The organism is Vibrio coralliilyticus, from assembly GCF_024449095.1.
In the GTDB taxonomy this organism is placed as follows: Bacteria; Pseudomonadota; Gammaproteobacteria; order Enterobacterales; family Vibrionaceae; genus Vibrio; species Vibrio coralliilyticus_A.
In genome coordinates, this window is the sequence record NZ_CP024627.1 from 2,490,409 (window position 1) to 2,516,233 (window position 25,825).

At 45.1% G+C, this 25,825-nt stretch carries 26 protein-coding genes; 3 read left to right on the forward strand and 23 right to left on the reverse strand.

From position 1 onward, the window contains the following. Positions 1-90 precede the first annotated feature (90 nt). From rnhB to rpsB, 15 genes are all read right to left on the reverse strand, one after another. Positions 91-708, reverse strand: a complete 618-nt coding sequence (rnhB, locus tag CTT30_RS11775) for a ribonuclease HII (protein ID WP_252035230.1) — start codon at positions 706-708, stop codon at positions 91-93. Positions 709-713: 5 nt separating this feature from the next. Beyond that, a complete protein-coding gene (gene lpxB / locus CTT30_RS11780; RefSeq protein WP_252035231.1) occupies positions 714-1,859 on the reverse strand; it encodes a lipid-A-disaccharide synthase in 1,146 nt (381 codons plus the stop codon). Between the two features lie 70 nt (positions 1,860-1,929). Further along, a complete protein-coding gene (gene lpxA / locus CTT30_RS11785) occupies positions 1,930-2,718 on the reverse strand; it encodes an acyl-ACP--UDP-N-acetylglucosamine O-acyltransferase (RefSeq protein WP_252035232.1) in 789 nt (262 codons plus the stop codon). Between the two features lies 1 nt (position 2,719). After that, positions 2,720-3,172, reverse strand: coding sequence for a 3-hydroxyacyl-ACP dehydratase FabZ (gene fabZ, locus CTT30_RS11790; protein WP_239838398.1), 453 nt, complete (start codon positions 3,170-3,172; stop codon positions 2,720-2,722). A gap of 158 nt (positions 3,173-3,330) precedes the next feature. Beyond that, complete coding sequence (gene lpxD / locus CTT30_RS11795; RefSeq protein ID WP_239864996.1) at positions 3,331-4,362, reverse strand: UDP-3-O-(3-hydroxymyristoyl)glucosamine N-acyltransferase; 1,032 nt, start codon at positions 4,360-4,362, stop codon at positions 3,331-3,333. 6 nt (positions 4,363-4,368) lie between these two features. Beyond that, positions 4,369-4,869 carry an OmpH family outer membrane protein gene (locus tag CTT30_RS11800; RefSeq protein ID WP_239838454.1) on the reverse strand — a complete coding sequence of 167 codons (501 nt, stop codon included), beginning with the start codon at positions 4,867-4,869 and terminating at the stop codon, positions 4,369-4,371. 30 nt (positions 4,870-4,899) lie between these two features. After that, on the reverse strand, positions 4,900-7,302 hold the full coding sequence (bamA, locus tag CTT30_RS11805) for an outer membrane protein assembly factor BamA (RefSeq protein WP_252035233.1): 2,403 nt from the start codon (positions 7,300-7,302) through the stop codon (positions 4,900-4,902). Between the two features lie 38 nt (positions 7,303-7,340). Then, a complete protein-coding gene (rseP, locus tag CTT30_RS11810) occupies positions 7,341-8,699 on the reverse strand; it encodes a sigma E protease regulator RseP (protein WP_252035234.1) in 1,359 nt (452 codons plus the stop codon). After that, a complete protein-coding gene (gene ispC, locus CTT30_RS11815) occupies positions 8,696-9,904 on the reverse strand; it encodes a 1-deoxy-D-xylulose-5-phosphate reductoisomerase (RefSeq protein ID WP_252035235.1) in 1,209 nt (402 codons plus the stop codon). Before ispC ends, rseP begins: the two co-directional genes overlap by 4 nt. A gap of 48 nt (positions 9,905-9,952) precedes the next feature. Next, complete coding sequence (locus tag CTT30_RS11820) at positions 9,953-10,795, reverse strand: phosphatidate cytidylyltransferase (RefSeq protein WP_252035236.1); 843 nt, start codon at positions 10,793-10,795, stop codon at positions 9,953-9,955. A gap of 11 nt (positions 10,796-10,806) precedes the next feature. Beyond that, positions 10,807-11,562, reverse strand: a complete 756-nt coding sequence (gene uppS / locus CTT30_RS11825) for an undecaprenyl pyrophosphate synthase (RefSeq protein ID WP_239838404.1) — start codon at positions 11,560-11,562, stop codon at positions 10,807-10,809. A 96-nt stretch (positions 11,563-11,658) separates the two neighbouring features. Then, positions 11,659-12,216, reverse strand: a complete 558-nt coding sequence (gene frr / locus CTT30_RS11830; protein WP_239838405.1) for a ribosome recycling factor — start codon at positions 12,214-12,216, stop codon at positions 11,659-11,661. 101 nt (positions 12,217-12,317) lie between these two features. Then, on the reverse strand, positions 12,318-13,049 hold the full coding sequence (gene pyrH, locus CTT30_RS11835) for a UMP kinase (RefSeq protein WP_239838406.1): 732 nt from the start codon (positions 13,047-13,049) through the stop codon (positions 12,318-12,320). A gap of 176 nt (positions 13,050-13,225) precedes the next feature. Next, on the reverse strand, positions 13,226-14,068 hold the full coding sequence (gene tsf / locus CTT30_RS11840; protein WP_239875235.1) for a translation elongation factor Ts: 843 nt from the start codon (positions 14,066-14,068) through the stop codon (positions 13,226-13,228). 131 nt (positions 14,069-14,199) lie between these two features. Continuing rightward, positions 14,200-14,928, reverse strand: a complete 729-nt coding sequence (rpsB, locus tag CTT30_RS11845; protein WP_006957912.1) for a 30S ribosomal protein S2 — start codon at positions 14,926-14,928, stop codon at positions 14,200-14,202. A gap of 362 nt (positions 14,929-15,290) precedes the next feature. Between rpsB and map the strand changes: the two genes are divergently transcribed. From map to CTT30_RS11860, 3 genes are all read left to right on the forward strand, one after another. After that, positions 15,291-16,169, forward strand: a complete 879-nt coding sequence (gene map, locus CTT30_RS11850) for a type I methionyl aminopeptidase (protein WP_239838408.1) — start codon at positions 15,291-15,293, stop codon at positions 16,167-16,169. A 110-nt stretch (positions 16,170-16,279) separates the two neighbouring features. Continuing rightward, entirely contained in the window at positions 16,280-18,901 is a 2,622-nt protein-coding gene (gene glnD, locus CTT30_RS11855; RefSeq protein ID WP_252035237.1) for a bifunctional uridylyltransferase/uridylyl-removing protein GlnD, read from the forward strand. Positions 18,902-19,047: 146 nt separating this feature from the next. Further along, on the forward strand, positions 19,048-19,431 hold the full coding sequence (locus tag CTT30_RS11860; protein ID WP_239865010.1) for a DUF3461 family protein: 384 nt from the start codon (positions 19,048-19,050) through the stop codon (positions 19,429-19,431). A gap of 88 nt (positions 19,432-19,519) precedes the next feature. On the opposite strand, the gene pgpA is transcribed toward CTT30_RS11860, so the two are convergent. The 8 genes from pgpA to nrdR form a co-directional block, all read right to left on the reverse strand. Beyond that, positions 19,520-20,026 carry a phosphatidylglycerophosphatase A gene (pgpA, locus tag CTT30_RS11865; protein WP_252035238.1) on the reverse strand — a complete coding sequence of 169 codons (507 nt, stop codon included), beginning with the start codon at positions 20,024-20,026 and terminating at the stop codon, positions 19,520-19,522. 4 nt (positions 20,027-20,030) lie between these two features. Beyond that, positions 20,031-21,005 carry a thiamine-phosphate kinase gene (gene thiL / locus CTT30_RS11870; RefSeq protein WP_252035239.1) on the reverse strand — a complete coding sequence of 325 codons (975 nt, stop codon included), beginning with the start codon at positions 21,003-21,005 and terminating at the stop codon, positions 20,031-20,033. Positions 21,006-21,071: 66 nt separating this feature from the next. Then, the gene (nusB, locus tag CTT30_RS11875) at positions 21,072-21,539 is read right to left on the reverse strand and encodes a transcription antitermination factor NusB (RefSeq protein ID WP_006957918.1); all 468 of its coding nucleotides are present in this window, start codon (positions 21,537-21,539) and stop codon (positions 21,072-21,074) included. Beyond that, positions 21,539-22,009 carry a 6,7-dimethyl-8-ribityllumazine synthase gene (ribH, locus tag CTT30_RS11880; protein WP_006957919.1) on the reverse strand — a complete coding sequence of 157 codons (471 nt, stop codon included), beginning with the start codon at positions 22,007-22,009 and terminating at the stop codon, positions 21,539-21,541. The genes nusB and ribH overlap by 1 nt, the downstream gene beginning before the upstream one ends. 177 nt (positions 22,010-22,186) lie before the next feature. Next, positions 22,187-23,296, reverse strand: a complete 1,110-nt coding sequence (ribBA, locus tag CTT30_RS11885) for a bifunctional 3,4-dihydroxy-2-butanone-4-phosphate synthase/GTP cyclohydrolase II (protein WP_252035240.1) — start codon at positions 23,294-23,296, stop codon at positions 22,187-22,189. 80 nt (positions 23,297-23,376) lie between these two features. Continuing rightward, a complete protein-coding gene (locus CTT30_RS11890) occupies positions 23,377-24,027 on the reverse strand; it encodes a riboflavin synthase (protein ID WP_239865016.1) in 651 nt (216 codons plus the stop codon). A gap of 2 nt (positions 24,028-24,029) precedes the next feature. Further along, a complete protein-coding gene (gene ribD / locus CTT30_RS11895) occupies positions 24,030-25,136 on the reverse strand; it encodes a bifunctional diaminohydroxyphosphoribosylaminopyrimidine deaminase/5-amino-6-(5-phosphoribosylamino)uracil reductase RibD (protein ID WP_252035241.1) in 1,107 nt (368 codons plus the stop codon). Between the two features lie 14 nt (positions 25,137-25,150). After that, the gene (gene nrdR, locus CTT30_RS11900; RefSeq protein ID WP_239838416.1) at positions 25,151-25,600 is read right to left on the reverse strand and encodes a transcriptional regulator NrdR; all 450 of its coding nucleotides are present in this window, start codon (positions 25,598-25,600) and stop codon (positions 25,151-25,153) included. Positions 25,601-25,825: the final 225 nt, after the last annotated feature.

Here is a 25,825-nt window from a genome sequence, read left to right on the forward strand (position 1 = left end):
GAATGCTTCCGCAATTGTGGATAATTGGAGAGATAATGGGGTATTTTACGTGATATAAAAACTTAGATATACCCCAGACACTAAGGGTTTCTAATCTATACCCAATGCCGTTTTCACTGGCTTAAAGCTTTTACGATGCTGGTCAATCACACCATGTTGCTCAATCGCTTCAAAATGCGCTTTGGTCGGATAACCTTTATGCTTAGCGAAGCCAAATTCTGGATGCAATTTGTCTAGGTCTTCCATTTCCTGATCGCGTACCACCTTGGCAATGATCGAAGCGGCGCTAATTTCAGCTACACGCATATCCCCTTTAACCACCGCAATCGCGTCCATAGGCAAATTAGGCACCCGGTTACCATCGATAAGAGCGAGGTCAGGCGTTACATTCAGCCCTTCAATTGCTCTCTGCATTGCGACCATAGTCGCTTGTAGAATATTGAGCTGATCGATTTCACTTGGAGAGCAACGCCCAACCGCCCAAGCGAGTGCTTTTTCTTTGATTTCGGGTAACAGAGCTAAGCGCTTTTTTTCCGTCAACTTTTTCGAATCATTCAATCCCTCAATCGGGTTCAAAGGATCCAAGATAACCGCGGCAGTCACGACATCTCCCACTAGAGGCCCACGACCAACTTCATCTACACCTGCAATGAATCGATACCCAGAAGGGCACTCAAATGGCGGTAACTCTTTCTTTTCTTTTGTCATTAGGACTACTTACCTATTAGTTTCAATACGGCGCTAGCGGCTTGTGCATCGGCACCTTTACGAATCCAATGATGCATCTCGGTAAATTTCTCGATCATACACTCACCTTGATTACCTAGCAGTTTTTCAACTTCTGATGCTAGATTTTCCGGCGTACATTCTTCTTGTAGCAGCTCTTTGACTAACAGCTCATCAGCAAGAATATTCGGTAACGACACATATTGAGTTTTGAGCATTCTACGTGCTAAGAAAGCGGTAAATGCATTGACACGGTAACCAACCACCATGGGACGTTTGATCAACATACACTCAAGCGCAACCGTCCCTGAAGCTAGCATCACTGCGTCAGAGGCCGTTATCACGTTACGAGCGGTATCATTGACCAATCTAAAATCCAGCTCCGGAGCGAAAGTCTGCCATGCTTGTTCAAATTGTTCTCGACGCTTTTCATTGACCAAAGCAACGACAAAGCCCAACTCAGGGTGCTTCAGATGTAGCCGCTTGCAAGCTTTGATGAAAGGCTCAGCCAACATATTCAGTTCACTACCACGGCTACCCGGCAACACCGCCAACCACTTTTTATCTTGTTCAAGTCCAAGCAACTCCCGCGCAGGTACTTGGGGAGACTCTAATGGAATCGCGTCAGCCAGAGTGTGACCGATAAATTCACAAGGCACTTGGTATTTATCATAAAACGCTTTTTCAAATGGCAAAAAAGCCAACACCAAATTGGTGGCCGCTTCAATCTTAAAAATGCGTTTCTGACGCCAAGCCCATACTGACGGGCTGACATAATGTACGGTTGTAATGCCTGCATTTTTAAGGTCAAGTTCTAGTCGTAAATTGAAATCTGGTGCATCAATACCGATAAACACATCCGGTGGGTTTTCGGTGAAATAACGAACCAACTCAGCTTTGACTTTTAATAAGCGAGGGAGTCTACCTAAGACTTCCACGAGCCCCATTACCGCCAGCTCTTCCATATCGAACAAAGACTCACAACCTTGCGCGATCATCTTAGGCCCACCAATACCAACAAACTCTGCATCAGGATATTGCTGCTTAACGGCTTTGATAAAGCCTTCGCCTAACGTATCTCCAGATAGCTCCCCTGCAATGATTCCGACTCGAAGTGGCTTATTATTGTCCATATCCCTAACCTCAAAAACACAAAAAGACCGCAACCAAAGGCTGCGATCTTTTAACTGAATTCAGTGACACTTAGCGAATAACGCCACGCTCTGAACTTTCAACAAAGTCGATAAAGTGCTGGATAGAGGGCCATTGCTGTGCCATTTCCAACAATACTTCTTTCGCTTCAGCTTGAGTTTTACCCGCACGATAAAACTCTTTATAAGCGTTACGCAAAGCACGCAATTCACTTTTTTCGAAGCCATTACGCTGCAAGCCCACTAAATTCAACCCAAATGGTGTCGCATGGTTACCTTGTGCCAATACGTAAGGCGGAACATCTTTGACTACTGCAGAACAGCCACCAATGTAGCTATAAGCACCGACTTTACAGAATGGATGGATAGCCGAAAGCGCCATGACACCCGCGTGATCTTCCACGGTCACGTGACCACCCAAGATGGCGTTGTTACCAACATGGGTATGGTTGCCGACTATCACATCATGAGCAATGTGTGCATTCACACACAGAAGATTATCATCGCCAATCACAGTGGTGGCTTTATCTTGCACCGTACCACGATGGATCTGAACCGCTTCACGAATCACATTGCGATCGCCTATCACCACAGTGGTGTCTTCACCGCCATATTTCTTATCTTGGTTTTCTTCACCAATTACGGCGTGAGGAAATATACGGTTGTCTTTACCAATCGTAGTATGACCTTTGATCACCACATGCGACATGACCTCTGTGCCTTCATCTATCTCAATCTTTCCAGAAATGTAGGTAAACGGCCCCACAGTCACGTTGGCAGCGATTTGCACATCACCTTCAATGACAGCGGAAGGATGGACTTGAGCTGTTTCATGAATCATATTAAAACTCTCGACGAGCACACTTAAGTTCTGCTGAACATACAACGTCACCGTCTACTTTTGCTACACCATTAAATGCAGCAATGCCACGGCGCTCTTTAATGAATTCTACTTCAATAACGAGTTGATCGCCTGGTGTCACTGGTTTGCGGAATTTTGCACCATCCACGCTCGCGAAGTAATACAGTTCATTTTCAGAAGGTGCACCAAACGATTTGAACGCCAGTAACCCCGTCGCTTGTGCCATCGCCTCAAGGATCAAGACACCAGGGAATACCGGAAGTTGAGGGAAATGACCTGTAAACTGAGGCTCATTCACTGAAACGTTTTTGATCGCAGTTAGGTATTTTTCCTCTTGGAAATCAATCACACGATCAATCAACAAAAATGGATAGCGATGCGGTAACAGCTCTTGGATTTCAGTGATGTTCATCGTTTTGTTTTCAGTAGTCAAAGTCATATTCCTATATTGAATGCTAAATTAACTGGCAGGCATTATACCCAAGTCCTCTCAATATGCTAAGCACGCTCGCGGGCGTTGTTCTATTGAGTCCACGGAATGAGTCAGAAAAAAAGACCCGCACATCGCGAGTCTTTTTAATAAAAGTTGGGTTATTCGTTGTCTTCCTGCGCTAACTGCTTTTCAATTGCTTTGAGGCGTTTGTTCATCTCATCAATTCGATGAACACGCGCGGCAGTTTTACGCCATTCTTTATTCGGTTGTAGCGGAATACCTGAAGAATACATGCCTTTTTCTTCAATGCTTCGCATCACCATTCCCATTCCGGTAATGGTCACACCATCGGCAATCTCGATATGGCCATTGATGACAGTCGCTCCACCAATAATGCAATATTTCCCAATCTTAGTACTGCCCGCAACCACTGTACCACCAGCCATAGCTGAACCATATCCGATGTGTACGTTGTGAGCGATCTGCATTTGGTTATCAATGATAACATTATCTTCAATGACGGTATCATCCAAGGCTCCGCGATCGATAGTAGTACAAGCGCCAATCTCAACACGATTACCAATTCTCACCGTACCAAGTTGTGGAATCTTGATCCATTCACCTTTTTCGTTGGCATAGCCAAAACCATCAGAGCCAATCACGGTATTCGATTGAATTAAGCAATCACAACCAATAATAACTTCATGATAGATACTCACATTTGACCAAAGCTTAGTATTGGTACCAATTTGGGCATTTTTACCAATGAAACAGCCGGCACCAATCACCACGTTATCGGCTAGCTGCACACCAGCTTCAATCACAGCATTAGCACCAACAGAGACATTCGCACCAATTACTGCATCATCAGCAATTACTGCAGAAGGCGATATCCCCTCTGCGGGTGCAGGAGTAACATCTAATGCTTGAGTCACTTTAGCAAAAGCAACATATGGGTCATCGACAACCAAAACGTTACCCGAGCATAACTCACGTTGAGCTTCTTTCACCATTACCACCGTAGCCATACAATCAGCTAGGTGCTTGGCGTATTTAGGATTAGACAAAAAAGTGACATGACCTTTCTGAGCCTTATCCATCGGAGCGACCATAGTGACCTCAGCTTGTGCGTCACCATGCAGTTCACCCCCGGTAATGTTTGCCAAATCGGCTAAAGTGAGTGCTGCCATAGTCAATTACTTAAGTGCGTTAATTACTTTCTCAGAAATATTATATTCAGGTTTGCCATATTGCATGGTTTGAATATCAACAACGATATCGTAGCCTTCTTTTTCAGCCACTTTCTTTACTGCGTCCTGAATCACTTTGAATAGCTTCTGTTTTTCTTCGTTCTCACGGCGTGCTGATGCCTTTTCAAGCGCCTGTGCTTTGATTTTGTATTTACTATCAAGCTGAGCAACTTCAACACGTAGTTTTTCTACTTCATCTTGGCCAAGTAGTTCACCATCACGCTGTAGCTTTTCAATTTTCGTTTTCGCTTCAGCTTGGATAGATTTTAGCTCATCAGCCTTATCTTTGAACTCTTGCTGCATTTTTTGCAGTACTACTTCACGTTGAGGAAGCGCCTGAAACACTTGTGCTGTATTAATGTAGCCAATTTTTTGTGCCGCTTCTGCTGCATTCGCGAAGAAAGAAGATGACATCACTACAAGGCTCAATCCAGCCGCTTTAATCATTTTGTTCACTGTATATTCCTCTGTATATGTTTAGAAGGTTCTGCCGATAGTGAAAGTGAAGAATTCTTCGTCATCACCTTCATAGATTTTAATTGGTTTAGCTATTGAGAAGACCAAAGGCCCCATTGGCGACATCCACTGCAAAGCAGCACCGTATGACGCTCGATAGTTGGTTGGATCTGAGTAATCATTGTAATAAGGATCATTAACCCCTTCACGATAAACAAACTCGGTATCCCACACGCTTGCAGCATCAACGAACAAACTAGTTCGAATCTGGCTGCGAGCTTCATCTGAGGCAAATGGCGTAGGAACGATAAGCTCCATGCTGGCTAATGCAACCGCATTACCACCAACAGAGTCATCTGTTGCATCGACACAACCATTGTTACCACAAGATCCTGAAGTCTTCGTATAAACCGCTTTTGGGCCCGCCGAATTAGAGCGGAAACCACGCAGTGAGGTGAAGCCCCCTGCATAGTAGTTTTCATAGAATGGGAATAGGTTATCGTTGCCATCCGTTTGACCATAACCATTACCGTAGCCCAAACGTCCACGCATCAATAACGTAAACTCATGCTTTTTAGTGAGGGGGACATATTGACGAACGTCATACTGAACTTTGAAGTACTGAGCATCAGAGCTTGGAATCGTTGCTTTAGCAAATGCACGTTGATAGTTACCGGCCGTTGGGAAGAAACCACGGTTCAGATTATTGCGTGTCCAAGAAACATTCAAATCAAAATCGTTGGTAATGATATCCCCATTTGGCTGGCCAATACTCTGAGCAAACAATTGGGCCTGATCATAAGTTGGAACATTACCAATCTTATTGTGTGTATAGCCAATACCAAACTCTAGGCTATTCAACTCGTCAACCGGGAAACCCCACGTCAGGCTAGTACCATAACTTTCATTGGTATAGTCAACGATCCCCGCTTCAGAAGCTTCAAACGTGTTATAGAAAATCTTACCGCCTAAGCTCACACCATCAAGGTTCCAGTATGGGTCACGATAATCCAGACTGACGTTCTTTTGGTAATCGTTCATCATCGCGCTAATACCAACGCGGTTGCCAGAGCCTAGGAAGTTATCTTGTTGCAAACCAACTTGGAAACTCACACCAGACTCAGTACCGTATCCGATACCGAAGTTTACACTTCCTGAGTTAGCTTCCTTAACGTTGTAGACAAGATCAACTTGGTCTTCACTGCCTGGAACACGAACAGTCTGAACATCGACGGTTTCAAAGTAGCCAAGACGACTTAATCGATTCTTACCCGTTTCAATCGATTTTGAATTCAGCCAACTGCCTTCCATTTGACGCATTTCACGACGTAAGACTTCATCTTTAGTCGCATTGTTACCGACAAAGCGAATATCGCGGACGTAAATACGTTGGCCAGCCTCAACATTAACCACTAAAGAAACCTGCTGAGTTTCATCATCGAATTCTGGGATAGTACGAACTTGAGGATAGGCGTAACCGGCTTCACCAAGCACACGTTTCACACTTTCTTCTAAGCTCGTCACTTGAGAACCGTTATAAACATCGCCACTTTCAAACGGTACTAAAGCCTCAAATTCAGCCTCTTTACCAATCAATTCACCGCGGAATTTTACATCCTTAACCGTGTATGGAAGGCCTTCATCAACGGCTAAGGTAATATAAACACCCTTCTTGTCTGGAGAAATTGCAACCTGTGTCGAATCAACTTTGAACTTAAGGTAGCCACGGTCTAAATAATAGGACTTGAGGGCCTCAATATCACCAGCAAGGACTTGTTTCTGGTATTTATCATCAGACAGGAAATTCCACCAAGCCACATCGACATTCAAATTAAAGCGACTCAGTAGCTCTTCATCCGTAAACACATCGTTACCGATAAAGTTAATTTGTTGAATTTTCGCCGAGACACCTTCAGAGAAAACAAACTTTAAGTCTGAACGATTACGAGGAAGAGGAGTGACAACCGCCTTTACCGTTGCGTTGTACTTACCTACGCTGTAATAGAAATCTTCGAGGCCTTTCTCAATATTCGAAAGCGTGGTGCGATCCAGAGCTTCGCCCACTCGAACACCTGACGCATCGAGGTTTTGCTGTAACTGCTCTTCTTTAATCGCCTTATTGCCAGAAAACGAGATATTTGCAATCGTTGGTCGCTCTTTGACTTGAACCAACAGCTGATTACCATCACGCAAAACCTTGATGTCTTCAAAGTTACCTGAAGCGTACAAAGCCTTAATAATTTCGGACACATCCTGACTATCGACCGTATCACCGATACGTACTGGCATTTTAAGCAATGCCGCACCCAGTGCAACACGCTGTAGCCCATCAATTTGAATGTCTTCAACAACAAAGTTTTCGGCACCATTTGCACTCACGCTTGTTGCCAGTAGCGTGGCAAATAGAATTTTTTTCATCGCCATGTTTGTTTTAGTTATTCCTTACTACAACCTTTGCCCAGCTACAGACGAGCAAAATCATTAAATATCGCCACTGCCATTAGAGAGAAAATAATTGCCCCGCCTACGCGGTACCCCATCTCCTGAATGCGTTCAGGTACAGGGCGTCTGATCACTGCCTCAATAGCAAAAAACAATAAATGTCCACCATCCAACATAGGTAATGGCACAAGGTTTATGATACCTAAGTTAACACTGATCAACGCAAGGAAACCAAGGAAATACACCAAACCGTAATCCGCTGTAGTTCCTGCGCCTTTTGCAATCGAGATCGGCCCACTTAAGTTGTTTAATCCCACATCCCCTACAATCAGTTTTTTCAACATGCTGATTGTTAGGTCAATAATTTGTCCGGTTTTTTCAATCGCTTTGCCGATTGACTCAAATACACCAAATTGAAGTTCGAAGCGATAGTTTTCAGGCCATTCTGCGACTTCAGGAGCGATTCCTGCAAATCCTATCGTTCGCTTATCTGCAAGCTCACGGCTATCAGGAATAAGGGTCAGGTTTTGTGTCACACCTGCTCGTTCAATTTGTAAGTCAACCACTTGATTCGGATGCCCTTGGATAAGATCAACCACTTGCTGCCAACTGGTGATTGGTTTACCGTTAGCTGCAATCAACTTATCTCCAGCTTGTAAGCCTGCCACTTCGCCTGCTCCCCCCTCAGAAACCGTCGCTAATGTGGTTGAGATTTCAGGAGTAAAAGGCTTAAAACCAAGTGCTGACATAGCAGACTCGTTTTCTGGATCAAAGTTCCAAGTAGATAGGTCAAAGGTCCGCACTTCTTCAACCCCAATGCCATCGGCTGGCGTGACTGTCATCGTTAATTGCTCATCACCGATGTGAGCAATTAATCCCATGTTAACCGATTCCCAATCCGGAGTTTTGACGCCAGAGACGGCTTTTAGTTCCATGCCAGACTCTAAACCCGCTTCGGCAGCGATGGAATGAGGCTCAACCTGACCAACCACAGGCTTAACTGCCGGCACACCAATCATGAAAACCAACCAGTAAGCGAACACGGCAAAGAAAAAGTTAAAGGCTGGTCCAGCAGCAACGATAGAAGTTCGCTTCCACAAAGGCTGAGTATCAAACGCCTGTTCTTTTTGTCCTTCTGGCACGTCATCAACTCGCCCATCAAGCATTTTGACGTAACCGCCTAATGGAATAATTGAAATGCTATACTCAATACCGTCTTTGCCAATCTTGCTCCAAATTGACTTACCGAAACCAATAGAAAATTTTTCTACTTTAACGCCACAGCGACGTGCAACCCAGAAATGGCCGAATTCATGCACGGCAACTAAAATGCCTAATGCAATGATAAACGAGGCGAAGTTCCACAAAATCCCAGTCATAGTGTACGCTCTTTAATGGTTTCAATAGCCAAATCTCGCGCCATTTTATCCAGCTCTAAGATGCTTTCCAAGTTATCACAATCAGATTGGCGATTCTTAGAGCACACGTGATTTGCTACCCGTTCATTCACCACTGCAATATCGGTGAATTTAAGATGGTGTGAAAGGAAAGCTTCTACCGCAATTTCATTTGCAGCATTGAGAGCCGTTGTAGCATGCTGACCTTCATAGCAAGCATCAATCGCAAGTTTAAGGCAAGGATAACGACTAAAGTCGGGCTCAAGAAACGTCAGCTCAGCAATTTTTGTGAAGTCCAAAGGCGCGACACCCGAGGAAACCCTTTCAGGGTAAGACAACGTGAGTGCAATAGGTGTGGCCATATCGGGTTCACCCATCTGAGCTAATAAAGAGCCATCTTTGTATTGCACCATAGAGTGAATCACAGATTGCGGATGAATCAACACTTTGAGCTGTTCACGACGGGCATTAAACAGCCATTTCGCCTCAATATACTCCAATCCTTTATTCATCATGGTTGCAGAATCAACGGAGATCTTTGGCCCCATTGACCAATTAGGGTGAGCGATAGCTTGTTCTGGAGTGACAGATGACAAGGTACTCACATCACTGTAACGAAAAGGACCACCAGAGCCAGTCAAGAGAATGTGCTGGATGCCCTGCTTTTCTAAATCACAGCTGCCAAGATTTGTTTGAATCGCCTCGGGGAGGCACTGGAAAATCGCATTATGCTCACTATCTACTGGCATCAGTTCAGCATCATGAGTGTTTACAGCATCGATGAACAACTGCCCAGACATGACCAAAGCTTCTTTGTTAGCGAGTAATACGCGTTTGCCCGCTTTCACTGCCGACATAGTCGGTAATAGCCCGGCCGCACCGACAATCGCGGCCATAACCGTGTCGACTTCATCAAACGACGAAATGTGCATCATCGCTTCTTGGCCCGCTAACACTTCAGTTGAAAGTTTAAGCTCTTGCAGTTGGCCTTTAAGCTTCATGGCCGCACTATCGCTCGCCATCACAGCGTATTTAGGTTGCCACTTTTGGCAAAGTTGGCGCATCTTCTCGACATTATTCCCTGCTGCAAGCGCAACAATCGAAAACTGTTCGGGGTTCTGTTCAATAACTTTAAAAGTGCTGTCACCAATAGAGCCAGTTGCACCTAAAATTGTCAGCTTACGCATAGCAAGAAACCAGTGAAAGTAAGGAGGCAGATCTCAATCTGCCTAAAATTAGAAAACAAAATAAAGAAGAGCAAAGACCGGGAAAGCCGCGGTCAAACTGTCAATGCGATCCAATACACCACCGTGTCCTGGAATAATATTACTGCTGTCTTTAATACCAGAAACACGCTTGAACATACTTTCCACTAAATCACCCAGCACAGATATCACCACTGTCACTAAGGTGATCATAACCATCGCAATGGGGCTACTAAATTCAATCTCAAACCAGTTAGCCGTCGCCCAGGCAACAATAATAGCCGTCACAACACCGCCAACCAAACCTTCAATGGTCTTGTTCGGGCTGACATGAGGCGCCATTTTACGTTTGCCGAAGCTCTTTCCTGCGAAATAAGCACCGCTGTCTGCTGCCCAGACAATAAAACACACAAATAGAACCAACTTAGCGCCATGGTACGTATCTTGGTGGATGCCTTCGGCACGCAGTAGCAATACACTCCAAAAAAAGGGCAGTAGTGTCAAAATACCAAAAAGATGGCGAAGTAAGTTCGAGTTTTGCCAAAATTTGGCCGAATTTGGGTAAGTGATGGCTAAGCCGCTGGATGCAACCCACCATAAACCGCCTATTAATAACACTGTTAAGTGGCTTTCCGTTACCGCATTTAAGCTTAGAGCATCAAACGGAATCACTATTAAAGTGGCGACACTTACTACGACGCTTGGAATTAACGCCATTATACGTGTTTTATACTCGACAAATTGAGTCCACTCCCAATAACCAATGGCAGTCACTGCAGCAATCGCGAGCATGAATAGTGGTAGCGATAATTCAAAAATGCCGAGTATCACTAAAGGAGCAAGGATAAGCGCGGTTATAATTCTTTGTTTCAAACTTGATTCCTTTAATCGCTTTCCATCAATGCCTTGATTTGTTCACCGGTGCAACCAAATCGTCTTTCTCGATTAACAAACCAAGTCACTGCTTCAATCAAGCTGTTTTCATCGAACTCGGGCCAGTAAATTGGCGTGAAGTACATTTCAGCATAAGCCATTTGCCACAACATAAAATTACTAATACGGCATTCACCGCTGGTTCTAATCAACAAATCAACTTCTGGCAAATCTGACATCGTTAAATGCTGAGTAACCAACTCTTCATTCACCTCATTTGCACTGATCTCACCGTTGGCTACTTTAGCGGCAATCTCTTTCGTTGCCTCTACAATGTCCCACTTTCCACCGTAGTTCGCAGCAATATTAATCACCATACCACTATTACCGGCAGTGAGTGCTTCCGCTTGAGCTATCTTCTTCTGTAAGCGTTCATTAAAGCGGCTCTTGTCGCCAATCACACGTAAACGTAAATTGTTTTTGTGCAGCTTTTTCACTTCTGTCGATAGAACCGTAATGAACAGCTCCATCAAAACACCAACCTCCTCTTCAGGTCGACGCCAATTTTCACTACTAAAAGCAAAGAGAGTGACAGCCTTGATACCCAATTTAGCAGACGTTGAAATGGTTTTTCTAACCGCAGCAACACCATTTTTATGACCAAAGACACGCGGTTTACCCTGAGCTTTTGCCCATCGGCCGTTGCCGTCCATGATGATTGCAATGTGTTTAGGAAGTGATTCTGGTGAGAGTTGAGAGTTTTGCATACAAGGATTTATGATTACCAGCAGGGGACAAAGAGTAGCATAAAAAAACGCTGTGCTGCGAGCACAGCGTTCTCTGTATCCAGAGTCTGGATGGAATTAAACTTCCATCAACTCTTTTTCTTTTGCCGCTAATACTTCATCGACTTGCTTAACAGCTGCGTCGGTGATTTTCTGAATCTCCTCCTGACCTTTACGATCTTCGTCTTCAGAAATCTCTTTATCTTTTAGTAGTGCTTTAAGTTCACCATTCGCATCACGACGGATATTGCGAATCGCAACACGGCCACCTTCAGCTTCACCACGAACGATTTTAACAAGGTCTTTACGACGCTCTTCCGTTAACGGTGGTAGAGGAACGCGAATAATAGTGCCGGCAGACATAGGGTTTAAGCCTAGGTCAGACATCATGATCGCTTTTTCCACTTTAGGCGTTAGCTCTTTATCAAATACTGTGATTGCCAAAGTACGAGCATCTTCAGCGACGACGTTTGCGACCTGATTCAGAGGCGTTGGTGCACCATAGTACTCCACCGAAATACCAGACAGTAAACTCGGGTGAGCACGACCTGTACGTACTTTAGAAAGGTTATTCTTAAGCGCTTCTACGCTTTTTTCCATGCGCTCTTGAGCGTCTTGTTTGATTTCGTTAATCACAATATCACCTTAAATGTGCAATTCTTTCAGAAGAAAGCCTAATCAGGATTCTTCAAAAGGCAATACCGCAGCATGAATTAGTCACGCTGCGGTTGAATGAATTATTCAGCAGTGCTAATCAGAGTACCTTCTGCTTCACCCATCACCACGCGACGCAGTGCACCTGGTTTGTTCATATTGAATACGCGGATAGGCATTTTGTGGTCACGAGCCAGTGTAAATGCTGCTAAATCCATCACTTTTAGTTCTTTATCAAGAACTTCTGCGTAAGAAAGCTTATCATACAGCTCTGCGTCAGGGTTGGCTACAGGGTCAGCCGTAAATACACCATCAACTTTTGTCGCTTTTAGAACTACGTCAGCTTCAATTTCAATTCCGCGTAGACATGCAGCTGAATCTGTCGTGAAGAATGGGTTACCTGTACCTGCTGAGAAGATAACAACACGGCCTTGGCGCAGTTCGCGGATGGCATCTGCCCAGTTGTAATCGTCACACACACCTTTCAGTGGGATTGCGGACATAACACGAGCATTTACGTATGCACGGTGCAAAGCATCACGCATCGCTAAACCATTCATTACTGTTGCTAACATACCCATGTGGTCACCAACAACACGGTTCATACCCGCTTCAGCCAGTCCTGCACCACGGAATAGGTTACCACCACCGATAACCACACCTACCTGAACACCCAGTTCAACCAGTTCTTTTACTTCTTGAGCCATACGATCCAAGATCGCTGGATCAATACCAAAACCTTCTTCGCCTTGAAGTGCTTCACCACTCAGTTTTAACAGAATACGTTGATACGCTGGTTTAGGGTTCGTAGTCATGGAGTTTACCTTCCAAAAGAGAGTTGTTGTTGATTAACAGTCATGAATAGACAAGCATCTATTTTTGTGAAAAACGCTGTTCTCTTGCCCATTCATCACGATTAATCATTTAGACGCCAATCGTAAAAAGACCGCAGCCTTGGCTACGGTCTAAACTTTGTGCGCTTCTCTAAGGATTAACCTTTTTGAGCTGCTGCTACTTCGTCAGCGAAGCTCATTTCTTCGCCTTTATCGATACCTTCACCGACTTCTAGACGAACGAATGTTGCAACTGAAGCACCGCGTTCTTTTAGGATTTCACCTACAGATTTCTTAGGTTCCATAACGAATGCTTGACCAGTCAGAGAGATTTCGCCTGTGAATTTCTTCATGCGGCCAACAACCATTTTCTCTGCGATTTCAGCTGGTTTGCCTTCGTTCATCGCGATTTCTACTTGAACCGCTTTCTCTTTTTCAACTACGTCAGCTGGTACGTCTTCTGGGTTTACGTACTCTGGACGAGAAGCCGCTACGTGCATTGCAACGTGCTTAAGAGTTTCAGCGTCGCCTTCACCAGCAACAACTACACCGATTTTCTCACCGTGACGGTAAGAAGCGATAGCAGCACCTTCAACGTATTGAACGCGACGGATGTTGATGTTTTCACCAATTTTAGCAACTAGAGCAACACGCTCTTCTTCGAATTTAGCAACTAGCTCTTCAACAGAAGCTTTAGAAGCTAGAGCGTCAGCTGCCACTTTCTCTGCAAATGCAGTGAAGTTAGCATCTTTAGCAACGAAGTCAGTTTGGCAGTTAACTTCAAGAAGAGCAGCAACGCCGTTGTCTTCTTTGATGATGATTGCGCCTTCAGCCGCTACGTTACCTGCTTTTTTAGCAGCCTTTGCAGCACCTGATTTACGCATGTTTTCGATTGCTAGTTCGATGTCGCCGTTAGTTTCAACAAGCGCTTTCTTACATTCCATCATGCCTGCGCCAGTACGGTCGCGCAGTTCTTTAACTAGAGCAGCAGTAACAGCCATTCTCTATTCCTCAGTTTAATCTGGATTTGGTAAAAAACAGGGGCCTACATTTTCGGCCCCTGCTGATAACTATAACTCAGTTTATGCTGCAACTAGATTGCACATAATCTAAGTGTGACTCGGAGCCGCTATTATTCAGCTTCTACGAAACCATCTTTTTCAGCAGCTGCAGCGACGTCTTTGTTACGACCTTCAGTTACTGCAGAAGCAGCAGCGTTTAGGTATAGCTGTACCGCACGGATTGCGTCATCGTTACCAGGGATAACGAAGTCAACGCCATCTGGGTTAGAGTTAGTATCAACTACAGCGTAAACTGGGATACCTAGGTTGTTTGCTTCTTTAACTGCGATGTGCTCGTGATCAGCGTCGATTACGAATAGAGCGTCTGGTAGGCCGCCCATATCTTTGATACCACCAAGAGATTTCTCTAGCTTCTCCATTTCACGAGTACGCATTAGAGCTTCTTTCTTAGTTAGTTTGTCAAAAGTACCGTCTTGAGACTGTGCTTCTAGGTCTTTTAGACGCTTGATAGACTGACGAACAGTTTTGTAGTTTGTTAGCATACCGCCTAACCAGCGGTTGTTAACGTAGAACTGGTTGCTTGCAACAGCAGCTTCTTTAACAGCTTCAGATGCAGCGCGCTTAGTACCTACAAATAGAACTTTACCTTTCTTTTCGCCAACTTTAGCTAGCTCAGCTAGAGCGTCGTTGAACATTGGTACCGTTTTTTCTAGGTTGATGATATGAACTTTGTTACGAGCACCAAAGATGAATGGCTTCATTTTTGGGTTCCAGTAACGAGTCTGGTGACCGAAGTGAACACCAGCTTTAAGCATATCGCGCATTGATACAGTTGCCATTTTAAAATCCTCTATGGGGTTAGGCCTCCACATCCCCCATAACTCCGACTAGGCTTCTGCCCAGCACCCCGGAATATGTGACGGAATGTGTGTGATTTAAAGATAAAAGTTTATGTGGAACTGACCAGCTTCGCCGATTTCAAAAAGAAGTGAAGAGAACTGACCACATTTCCGGCGCGCTTTATACCATATTTTCACCCTCTGTGACTAGTAAAAAAACGATTATCACTTATGACGACTAACTCTAAACTACCCGATATGCGTATAAAGCTTCATGAAGAATCATTCTCATTAGTTGTGGTTCCTGATAGAATGCGCCCATTCGCACCAAAGAGTGCTACCGAATGAAATAGAGAAAGCCGATGTCAATCAAGATTAAAACCGCTGAAGAAATCGAACGTATGCGTATCGCAGGCGCGTTAGCCGCAGAGATCCTTGAAATGATCGAACCCCATATTAAAGAAGGGGTTACAACGGATGAGCTCAACCAAATTTGTCACGACTACGGGATTGAAAAAGGCGCCTATTCCGCACCACTTGATTATCATGGATTCCCAAAGTCAATTTGCACATCTATCAACCATATTGTGTGTCATGGTATCCCTGCATCGCAAGATGAAATTGGCAGTAATGGCCAGCCCAAACCTGCTGTGCTTAAAAATGGCGATATCATCAACGTCGATATCACTGTAATCATACCTAATGATGATAATGCCGACCTCAGCGTACGCCCACAAGGTTATCACGGCGACACTTCTAAAATGTTCTTCGTTGGTGATGTGTCTCCAGCGGATAAGCGCTTGTGTATGGTGACTCAGGAAGCACTCTATGTCGGTATGCGTAAGGTGAAGCCAGGGGCTACGGTTGGTGATATCGGTACAGCGATAGAGAAATACATTAAAGAAAACAACAAAAAGAACCCACGGAATAAGTTCTCGATCGTCAAAGACTTCTGCGGTCACGGTATTGGCAGTGAGTTCCATGAAGAGCCACAAATAGTTCATTACAAAAACAACGATCGCCGCGTACTAAAAGAAGGGATGTGTTTCACCATCGAACCTATGATCAACGCTGGTAAGTTTGGCGTGACGGTTGATGCGGAGGATGACTGGACTGTGTACACTGGAGACGGTAAAAAATCAGCCCAGTACGAGCACACCATTTTAGTGACTAAAACTGGCTGTGAAGTGATGACGCTGCGCAGTGATGACACAATTCCACGTATGATGAACAACGTTTAAGTTTAACCCGCTAAGTTCGATAAAATATCCCCACATCATTGGGGATATTTTTTTATCTGCCTCATTTTGTTAGATTGGTATCTAATGGATGTTTCGCACGGATTTGCAGTATGCCCTTTCAATCTCCTTTGACATTTGCTGATGAGCAGATTTCAATTAATGAACTCAAGTCTCAACTTGAGCAATTTTACTTCTATCAGAAACAAGAGTTTCTCAATCACCATCCAGTAACGGATCTCGTCTTAGGTCGCTCTGACTATATAGACTTACTCCTTAATCGACTCTGGCAACATTTTGGTTTCTCTGAAATGCCCAATATCAGCTTGGTTGCCGTTGGTGGTTATGGAAGAGGAGAGCTTCACCCTCTGTCTGATATCGATATCTTAGTCGTGTCTCGACACTCCCTGCCTGACGTTCTAGCCAGTAAAGTCAGTGAGTTTATTACTCTACTATGGGATTTAAAATTAGAAATCGGCCACGCAGTGCGAACCGTCGAGCAGTGTGCCGCCATTGGACGAGACGATCTCACCGTTGCGACCAACCTTCAGGAGGCAAGGCTGCTGTGCGGCTGTGAAGAGACGTTCCAAAAGCTGAAACTGGAAATGCATTCTGACTCCTTTTGGCCGAGCGAAACATTCTATAAAGCCAAAGTACAAGAGCAGCGAGATCGCCATGCTCGATATCATGACACGACTTATAACCTTGAACCGGATATCAAATCAACACCCGGTGGGCTAAGAGATATTCACACACTAAGCTGGGTGGCACGCCGCCACTTCGGTGCCACCTCTTTGCTAGAAATGAGCAAATATGGTTTTTTAACCGATGCGGAATATCGAGAGCTCGTCGAGTGTCAGGATTATTTATGGCGAGTGCGTTTTGCGCTCCATTTACAGCTAAAACGATATGACAACCGGCTGACTTTTGCTCATCAGGCTCAGGTCGCGGAATGCCTTGGCTTTGAAGGCGAAGGAAACCGCGGGGTCGAAATGATGATGAAAGAGTTCTACCGCACACTGAGGCGTGTGGCAGAACTGAATAAAATGCTACTCAAGCTATTTGATCAAGCGATTCTCAACAATGGCATCGAAAGTGAACCCGAAATTCTCAGCGATGACTTTCAACGTCGTGGACACTTGATCGAAGCCCGCAAACCCGCGTTGTTTCAAGCTCGCCCAGAAACCATTCTTGATATGTTCCTGCACATTGCCAATGATTCAAGCATCGAAGGGGTCGCTCCACCGACTCTTCGCCAATTGCGTACGGCACGGCGACGCCTCAATAAATTCCTCCATACGATTCCAGAAGCACGAGAAACCTTTATTGAACTTTGTCGACATCCAAACGCGCTACATAAAGCGTTTAGCTTGATGCATAAGCTCGGTGTTCTTGCCGCTTATCTCCCGCAATGGAGCCAGATCGTCGGTCAAATGCAGTTTGATTTGTTTCATGTATACACCGTTGATGAACACAGTGTGAGGCTACTAAAACACATCAGCACTTTTGCCAACCCGGAAAATTACGATAAGCACCCTATATGCTGTGAAGTCTACCCACGTATTCAGAAGAAAGAACTACTGATCATCGCCGCCATTTTTCATGATATCGGTAAAGGGCGTGGTGGTGACCATTCAGTTATAGGCGAAAGCGAAGCGTACGATTTCTGCATCGAGCACGGCCTGTCCAAACCAGAAGCCAAATTAGTGGCTTGGCTAGTGAGACATCACCTATTGATGTCAGTGACAGCACAGCGCCGTGATATTTATGATCCAGAAGTCATTACTGAGTTTGCCAAAAAGGTGCGTGACGAAGAGTATCTTGAGTACTTGGTTTGCTTAACAGTAGCCGATATTTGCGCAACTAACCCAGAGTTATGGAACAGTTGGAAACGAACGCTTTTAGCTGAGCTGTTTTATTCGACGCAAAGAGCACTTCGCAGAGGCCTAGAGAACCCTGTCGACGTTCGGGAACGAATCCGCCATAACCAGCAACTGGCCTCCGCTTTGCTACGCAAAGAAGGCTTTAACGCACGTGAAATAGAAGTGCTATGGCAACGCTTCAAAGCGGATTACTTCCTTCGTCATACCCACAAGCAAATTGCTTGGCACTGTACTCATCTACTTCGCCATGACGACCACTCCAAACCTCTAATACTGATTTCCAAGAAAGCCACTCGTGGGGGAACAGAAGTGTTTGTCTACAGCCGTGATCAACATGCTCTGTTTGCAACCGTGGTCGCTGAGCTAGATAGGAGAAATTTTAATGTGCACGATGCACAGGTAATGACCAGTAAAGATGGCTATGTTCTGGACACCTTTATGGTCTTGGACCAACATGGACAAGTAATTGATGAGAACCGACACAAAGCAGTCATTAAGCACTTAATGCACGTACTGCAAGACGGGCGCCCAACCAAGATAAAAACCCGCCGCGTACCAAGGAACTTACAGCACTTTAAGGTAAAAACGTGCGTAGATTTTCTGCCAACAAAAAGCAAAAAACGCACATTAATGGAGTTTGTCGCCTTAGATACCCCCGGATTGCTCGCCACGGTAGGAGCGACCTTTGCTGACCTCTCCCTTCACCTCCACGCTGCCAAAATCACGACTATCGGCGAACGAGCGGAAGACTTATTTATTATTACCAGTGAACAAGGCGGAAAACTGACTGAAGAGCAAGAAGCCCAACTGAGAGAAAGCCTAATCGCGAATGTGGCAGAGCTCGCCCCTTAGCGATCTTGCCCACAAGTTGCACAGGCGCTCTAAAAATCAGCTATCTACAACGTGATTAGGCTGCTACATTATTGATGTTAACAATATTTGTACACCCTGAGCATAAGTCCACAGGGTGATTTTGAATCAACACAAAGAGGTAGCCTATGTTTCCACACCTCACTGGTTTAGGTATTCAAGATCCTAAACAGATTGAGCGCTATTCACTACGCCAAGAAGCGCACAAGGATGTGTTAAAGATCTATTTCCACAAGCAAAAAGGGGAACTGTTCGCTAAGAGCGTGAAGTTCAAATACCCTCGCCAGGTTAAAAACGTTCTTGTTGATGGTGGCAGCCATAAATACAAGGAAGTGACAGAAATCAATCGTAACCTAACCTTGGTAATTGATGAGCTGAATAAACTGACTAAACCAGAGCAGCTGGCTGAAGTGGATATAAAACAGAAAATTCTTTCTGACCTGCGCCACTTAGAGAAAGTGGTCTCAAGCAAAATCACAGAAATCGAAGCGGATCTAGAAAAGCTGAAGTAGATTAAATGATTCAAAGGGTTGGTATAAATACCAACCCTTTTCAATTTTTATGTTCATAGTTAAAACATGATTGGATGAGAAATAGCTCCTAAACTAGCCAGCCGGCGTACTTACCGACCAAGTAAAGCGCGATCCCCGCCATCACACCAGCCACAATATCATCGAGCATAATGCCGAAACCACCATGTACTCGAGCGTCCAACCAACTGATAGGCCATGGCTTAATCATATCGAAGCAACGAAACAGAACAAACCCTGTTAATAGCCATTTCCAATCGGTGCTTGACTGTTGAAACAACGGTACGACCAACATAGTGATCCAAAAGCCCGCAAACTCATCCCACACAATGGCCCCATGGTCATGAACCCCCATGTCATCCGATGTCACTTGGCATACCTTAATACCTATAAAACAAGCAGCGATTACCGCCACAATATACATAGGCAAGGGAATCTGAACCAAAAGTAAGTAAAATGGAATTGCAGCCAAAGTCCCCATCGTACCAGGGATTATAGGGGATAACCCACTGCCAAAGCCTGTTGCCAGCAGATGCCAAGGGTTTTTAAGAGAAATAAATGATAGTGGGTTTGTCATGAAATTACTTATTGTGGTTGAAATGGTCATAGCCTTGTAGGGCCCAATCTAATACCTGTCCCTGATGATGCAGATCAAACATCCCTTCCGGACGAATCTGACCGATACAGCTGATTTTAGCTCCGCAGTGGGCGAGCGCACTGTCAATTGAGCCTTTGTTTTGCTCTGGTACAGTAAAACACAATTCGTACTCTTCTCCACTAGACAAAGCATATTGTTGAGCTGTGGTTAATGAACCAGAAAATTGAATCAACTCATTAGAGACAGGTAACAAAGCAACGTCAAGGCTTGCTCCAACAGAAGAGCATTTGAGAATATGTTTTAAATCAGAAATAAGGCCATCGGAAATATCAATTGCTGAACTTGCTAAATTAAGCAAAGCCTGGCCAGCCAAAACACGAGGTGTAGACAGATAATGGCGCTGCTCGAGCTCCTCCGCAAATGGCTTTGTGCGCTGTGTCGCATCAAGAATCACATCCAGCCCAGCTTTACTATCCCCTAAATCTCCCGTTACGTAAATCCAATCTCCGACCTGAGCACCATCACGACGTAAAGCTTTATCAGGATCAACCAAACCTTGCACCGTCAGTGTTAAGCTCAACGGCCCTTTAGTCGTATCACCGCCTATCAGTTGAATCCCATAATAGTTTGCGAGTTCAAAGAACGCCTCACAGAAAGGGGCTAACCAAGCTTCATCTGCTTCTGGCATCGTCAATGCAAACGAGACCCAAGCTGGTGTGGCTCCCATTGCGGCTAAATCACTAATATTGGAAGCCAGTGCTTTGTGCGCGACCCAAGCCGGGTTGGCATCAGCGAGAAAATGCGTCCCCGAAACTAAGGTGTCCGTACTGATCGCAACGGACAGCCCTTCCGGCACTTTGACTAAAGCACAATCATCCCCAGCAGCTAATAGGACATCTTTACGCGAAGGCTGACGGCCGACAAAATACTTTTCGATTAAATTAAATTCACCAGACATAGTACTCAATGTAACGTTAGGCATAAAAAAGGTCAGCGTGTGCTGACCTTTTTCTATCAATTCGGCTTATTTTTTGCGAACGTGCGGTGCGGCTTTATCCAGCACACCATTGACAAACTTGTGGCTCTCTTCCGCAGCGAACACTTTCGCTAGCTCGATAGCTTCGTTGATCACCACTTTGTATGGCACATCTTCACGACGTGTCATTTCATACATTGCAAGACGAAGCAAAGCCAGCTCCATCATATCCAAATCTTGCATTGGACGTGCCGTATAAGGACGAATCTTGCTGTCTAGCTCTGTGTGACTTAGCACAACACCTGTTAGCAGGTCACGGAAGTATGCAACGTCAGTATCTGGTGCAACAAGCGCTGGTTCTGCCGCATGATGTTCTTCTTCATCATACTTACCACCAGATAAAAACTGCTCTTCAATAGTGGCAACATTCTCTTTAGTAATTTGCCATGAGTAGATCGCTTGTAGAGCGAATCGACGTGCATTACGACGTGCGGCTGGTTTCACACTGGCCCCCATTAGGAATCGATTTCTGATAAAACGTTAATCATTTCAAGTGCGCTTAGTGCAGCCTCTGCACCTTTATTACCAGCCTTGGTTCCTGCGCGCTCGATAGCTTGGTCAATTGTATCAACGGTCAATACACCAAACGCCACTGGAAGACTGTATTCCAGAGACACTTGCGCAAGGCCTTTGTTACATTCACTACAAACATAGTCAAAATGAGGTGTGCCGCCACGAATAACAGTGCCCAATGATACAATCGCATCAAACTTGCCTGTTTTTGCTACGCGCTGAGCGACCAATGGAAGTTCAACCGCACCCGGACAACGAACAACAGTGATGTTATCTTCGCTGATTTGTCCATGACGCTTTAAAGTATCGATTGCACCAGACAATAGACTTTCGTTAATAAAACTGTTGAAACGAGAAATAACGATAGCAATTTTTGCGTTTGGCGCTGGGAAGCCACCCTCGATCACTTTCATAAGCCTTCCTTTAACTATGTTCATCAAGTGAGAATCGCCGGATTCTAGCACAAATCTGTGAGCAATATCTAATGGAAATTTAGCATTACTCAATTAGCAGAACGGCGTTAAAAACAAAGAAGGCAATTGGTTCATCACCCTTTGCCTTCTTATCCAATCTAGTTACTTTTTATCTGCTTATTCGCAAACATATTCAACCACATTAAGACCAAAACCACCCAGTGCGTGGTATTTCTTATTGGTTGACGAAAGCAGGCGCATGTCATGCACACCCAAATCAGCTAGGATCTGAGAACCGACGCCTACACGTCGTGATGTTCCTTGCTTCTTAGCCAAAGTCGGCGCGTCGCCTTTATCCTGAGCTTCAAACATTTTTACGCGGTGGATAAGCAAGTCAGTGGACTCTTCATTCCCCAGGATCACCAGAACACCACCTTCTTCACCAATGCGTTTCATGGCTTTGTCCAGCGTCCAGCTTCTTTCTGCATTGCGATCACTGCGCAGTAGATCCGTAAAGGTGTCTTGCAAATGCACTCGCACCAATGGGACTTGACCGTTAACCTCTCCTTTGCAAAGGGCATAGTGAATCTGATTATCAATCGTGTCACGGAATGTGACCAACTCAAATTCACCATATTCTGTTGGCAGCTTGCACTGTGCAACACGCTCAATTGTGGTTTCAGTGTTGTTGCGGTACTCAATTAAATCAGCAATCGTCCCCAACTTAATGCCATGTTTTTCAGCAAAGATTTCTAAATCTGGGCGTCGAGCCATGGTGCCGTCATCATTGAGGATTTCAACAATCACCCCTGAAGGTTCAAGACCAGCTAAACGCGCCAAATCACACCCCGCTTCGGTATGGCCTGCGCGAGTCAACACTCCACCTTCCTGCGCGGCAAGCGGGAAAATATGCCCAGGCTGGACTAAGTCAGCAGCCTTAGCGTCTTTGGCCACCGCTGCTTGTACAGTACGAGCACGATCAGCGGCAGAAATGCCCGTGGTAACCCCTTCTGCCGCTTCAATAGACACAGTGAAGTTTGTAGTGTACTGAGCATTGTTATCCTGAACCATAGGAGGTAAGCCAAGTCGCTCACAGCGCTCTTTAGTCATGGTCAAACAAATCAGGCCACGACCATGCGTCGCCATAAAGTTAATCGCTTCCGGCGTGACATGTTCGGCAGCCATGATCAGATCGCCTTCATTTTCACGATCTTCATCATCCATCAGGATGACCATTTTACCTAAGCGGATGTCTTCGATGATTTCTTGAGGCGTACTAATTGGCATTTCTCTGTTCCTGTTATCTGGGCTCTTGGCGACTTTATTCTGTGTCAACGCCCAGCGTTTTAGGCTGGGCGTCGGTTAATTTATGCAAAACCGTTTTGCTGGAGAAACTCCATAGTCAAACGCGATTCTGGCTGCTCTTTTTGGCTGGTCAGTAAACGCTCCATATAACGAGCTAATACGTCCACTTCCAAATTCACTTTTCGTCCAACGTGAAAATCTGCGATGGTCGTTTCTTCACCCGTATGCGGCACTATAGTCAGTTTGAAAGCATTCTTGCGCAGATCATTCACCGTCAAACTGATACCATCAACGGTGACTGAACCTTTCTCTGCCACATACTTTGACAGTTCTTCAGGCATGGAGACCCAGAACTCAATCGCTCGACCTACTTGATTGCGTTCAATAATCTCACCAACGCCATCCACATGACCAGAAACGATGTGTCCGCCAAATCGAGTGGTCGGCAGCATGGCTTTCTCAAGGTTGACCTTACCTCCGACCTGATAATCGGTAAATCCGGTTTTACTCAGCGTTTCAAGCGACAAATCTGCACTATAGCTAGTCGAGGTAAAATCCACGACCGTGAGACACACACCATTGGTCGCGATACTGTCGCCCAACTTAACATCGGACATATCCAGCTTACCCACATCAACAGTAACACTAATATCTTCACCTTTAGGGGTAATGGCTGTCAGCGTACCAACAGCTTCAATAATTCCAGTAAACATAATTACGATTCTTTCTTTTTAGGGCGGGCGACAATGCGGATATCCTCACCGACTTGCCTGACATCTTGGATGTCTAAATCAATGACTTTCGCCATCGACTCAAACCCTAGTTCACCAAATAAACCTCGGCCATCACTACCCATAATCTTAGGTGCTAGGTAGAGCACAAGTTCATCCACTATGTCTTCATTGATTAGGCTGCTAGCTAAAGTCGCCCCCGCTTCAACCCAGAGATGATTAATATTGTGGTGAGCAGCTAACTTTTCAAATGTGGATGTTAAATCGATCTGATTAGCCTCATTGAGTAAAGGTGCCAAGTCACCTTGTTGAGACACAACAATTCTTTTGCCATCAGTCGAGTACAACTTAAGATCCGCAGTTAGTTGGTTTTGACGATCCATGATCACTTTCACGGGTTGACGGACTTCACTCTCGGGCAACTTAACTTGCACAGATTCAGGCAACTCAGACCAACGAACATTCAATGACGCATTATCCTCAATGACGGTTTTGCTGGTCGATAAAATGGCTCCCGCTTGAGCACGGTAGTTCTGCACGTCTTGTCTTGCCTGTGGAGACGTGATCCACTGGCTCTGACCATTACTCAGTGCCGTTTGACCATCTAAGCTCGCCGCCATTTTCAACTGTACATATGGCATCCCAGTTTGCATTCGTTTAATGAAGGCAGGATTGAGTGCGTGCGCATCGCTTTCTAGTAACCCCACCTGCACCTCAATGCCCGCCTCTCGCAACATTTTAATGCCACGTCCAGAAACTTGAGGGTTGGGGTCTTCCATTGCACAGATTACTTTTGCCACCTTGGCTTTAATCAACCCTTCCGCACAAGGAGGCGTTCGCCCATAATGAGAACACGGCTCCAACGTGACATACGCTGTCGCGCCAACAGACTGTTCACCCGCCATTCTCAGCGCATGCACTTCAGCATGAGGTTCTCCGGCCCGATAATGAAAGCCTTCACCAACAATCTGGCCATTAAGGGTAATGACACACCCAACATTGGGATTAGGTGCAGTGGTGTAGATACCGCCTTTGGCTATTTCAATAGCACGCGACATCATTTGGTAATCTTGAGGAGTGAATTCCGACATGGTCAAATTAACCGTTAATCTTCCAGTTTGGCGATTTCTTCACCAAACTCACGAATATCTTCGAAACTGCGGTAAACAGATGCGAAACGAATATAGGCTACTTTGTCTAACTCTTTAAGCTGGTCCATGACCAAATTACCAATCATTTCGCTTGGTACTTCACGCTCACCTGTTGCGCGCAACTGAGATTTAATCATACTAATCGCCAGTTCAACAGAATCAGCACTCACTGGACGTTTTTCCAAGGCGCGTTGCAAACCACCAACCATCTTATCTTCATTGAAGGGCTCACGGTTTCCGTTTGATTTAATTACGCGAGGCATTACTAACTCAGCCGTTTCAAATGTAGTAAAGCGTTCGCTACAGGCCAGACACTGTCTGCGACGGCGAACCTGATGGCCGTCAGCCACCAGACGAGAATCGATCACTTTAGTGTCATTCTCAGAGCAAAAAGGACAATGCATATCACCTCCATCATATACTCAAGAAACCTCGTTACCTCATCTTATTACTACAGGGGATGAAAACACATAATTCAATACCAAGAAGAATGAGAATCTCTTTCAGGATAAGCTGTTAGCTCGTAGCGAAGTCACTTGAGTATATCGCTGCTAGTTTAGCGGATTTGCTTAAGCGAAGAAAAGCAAAAGGGGCGAAATCGCCCCTTTTCATTTCAAGATTACTGAGTT

Bases quoted from the DNA above. Each gene is read 5' to 3' on its own strand.
- rnhB (WP_252035230.1), bottom strand. From the start codon at position 708: ATGACAAAAGAAAAGAAAGAGTTACCGCCATTTGAGTGCCCTTCTGGG.
- lpxB (WP_252035231.1), bottom strand. From the start codon at position 1,859: ATGGACAATAATAAGCCACTTCGAGTCGGAATCATTGCAGGGGAGCTA.
- lpxA (WP_252035232.1), bottom strand. From the start codon at position 2,718: ATGATTCATGAAACAGCTCAAGTCCATCCTTCCGCTGTCATTGAAGGT.
- lpxD (WP_239864996.1), bottom strand. From the start codon at position 4,362: ATGGCAGCACTCACTTTAGCCGATTTGGCAAACATTACCGGGGGTGAA.
- CTT30_RS11800 (WP_239838454.1), bottom strand. From the start codon at position 4,869: ATGATTAAAGCGGCTGGATTGAGCCTTGTAGTGATGTCATCTTCTTTC.
- bamA (WP_252035233.1), bottom strand. From the start codon at position 7,302: ATGGCGATGAAAAAAATTCTATTTGCCACGCTACTGGCAACAAGCGTG.
- rseP (WP_252035234.1), bottom strand. From the start codon at position 8,699: ATGACTGGGATTTTGTGGAACTTCGCCTCGTTTATCATTGCATTAGGC.
- ispC (WP_252035235.1), bottom strand. From the start codon at position 9,904: ATGCGTAAGCTGACAATTTTAGGTGCAACTGGCTCTATTGGTGACAGC.
- uppS (WP_239838404.1), bottom strand. From the start codon at position 11,562: ATGCAAAACTCTCAACTCTCACCAGAATCACTTCCTAAACACATTGCA.
- pyrH (WP_239838406.1), bottom strand. From the start codon at position 13,049: ATGACTACGAACCCTAAACCAGCGTATCAACGTATTCTGTTAAAACTG.
- tsf (WP_239875235.1), bottom strand. From the start codon at position 14,068: ATGGCTGTTACTGCTGCTCTAGTTAAAGAACTGCGCGACCGTACTGGC.
- rpsB (WP_006957912.1), bottom strand. From the start codon at position 14,928: ATGGCAACTGTATCAATGCGCGATATGCTTAAAGCTGGTGTTCACTTC.
- map (WP_239838408.1), top strand. From the start codon at position 15,291: ATGTCAATCAAGATTAAAACCGCTGAAGAAATCGAACGTATGCGTATC.
- glnD (WP_252035237.1), top strand. From the start codon at position 16,280: ATGCCCTTTCAATCTCCTTTGACATTTGCTGATGAGCAGATTTCAATT.
- CTT30_RS11860 (WP_239865010.1), top strand. From the start codon at position 19,048: ATGTTTCCACACCTCACTGGTTTAGGTATTCAAGATCCTAAACAGATT.
- pgpA (WP_252035238.1), bottom strand. From the start codon at position 20,026: ATGACAAACCCACTATCATTTATTTCTCTTAAAAACCCTTGGCATCTG.
- thiL (WP_252035239.1), bottom strand. From the start codon at position 21,005: ATGTCTGGTGAATTTAATTTAATCGAAAAGTATTTTGTCGGCCGTCAG.
- nusB (WP_006957918.1), bottom strand. From the start codon at position 21,539: ATGGGGGCCAGTGTGAAACCAGCCGCACGTCGTAATGCACGTCGATTC.
- ribH (WP_006957919.1), bottom strand. From the start codon at position 22,009: ATGAAAGTGATCGAGGGTGGCTTCCCAGCGCCAAACGCAAAAATTGCT.
- ribBA (WP_252035240.1), bottom strand. From the start codon at position 23,296: ATGCCAATTAGTACGCCTCAAGAAATCATCGAAGACATCCGCTTAGGT.
- CTT30_RS11890 (WP_239865016.1), bottom strand. From the start codon at position 24,027: ATGTTTACTGGAATTATTGAAGCTGTTGGTACGCTGACAGCCATTACC.
- ribD (WP_252035241.1), bottom strand. From the start codon at position 25,136: ATGTCGGAATTCACTCCTCAAGATTACCAAATGATGTCGCGTGCTATT.
- nrdR (WP_239838416.1), bottom strand. From the start codon at position 25,600: ATGCATTGTCCTTTTTGCTCTGAGAATGACACTAAAGTGATCGATTCT.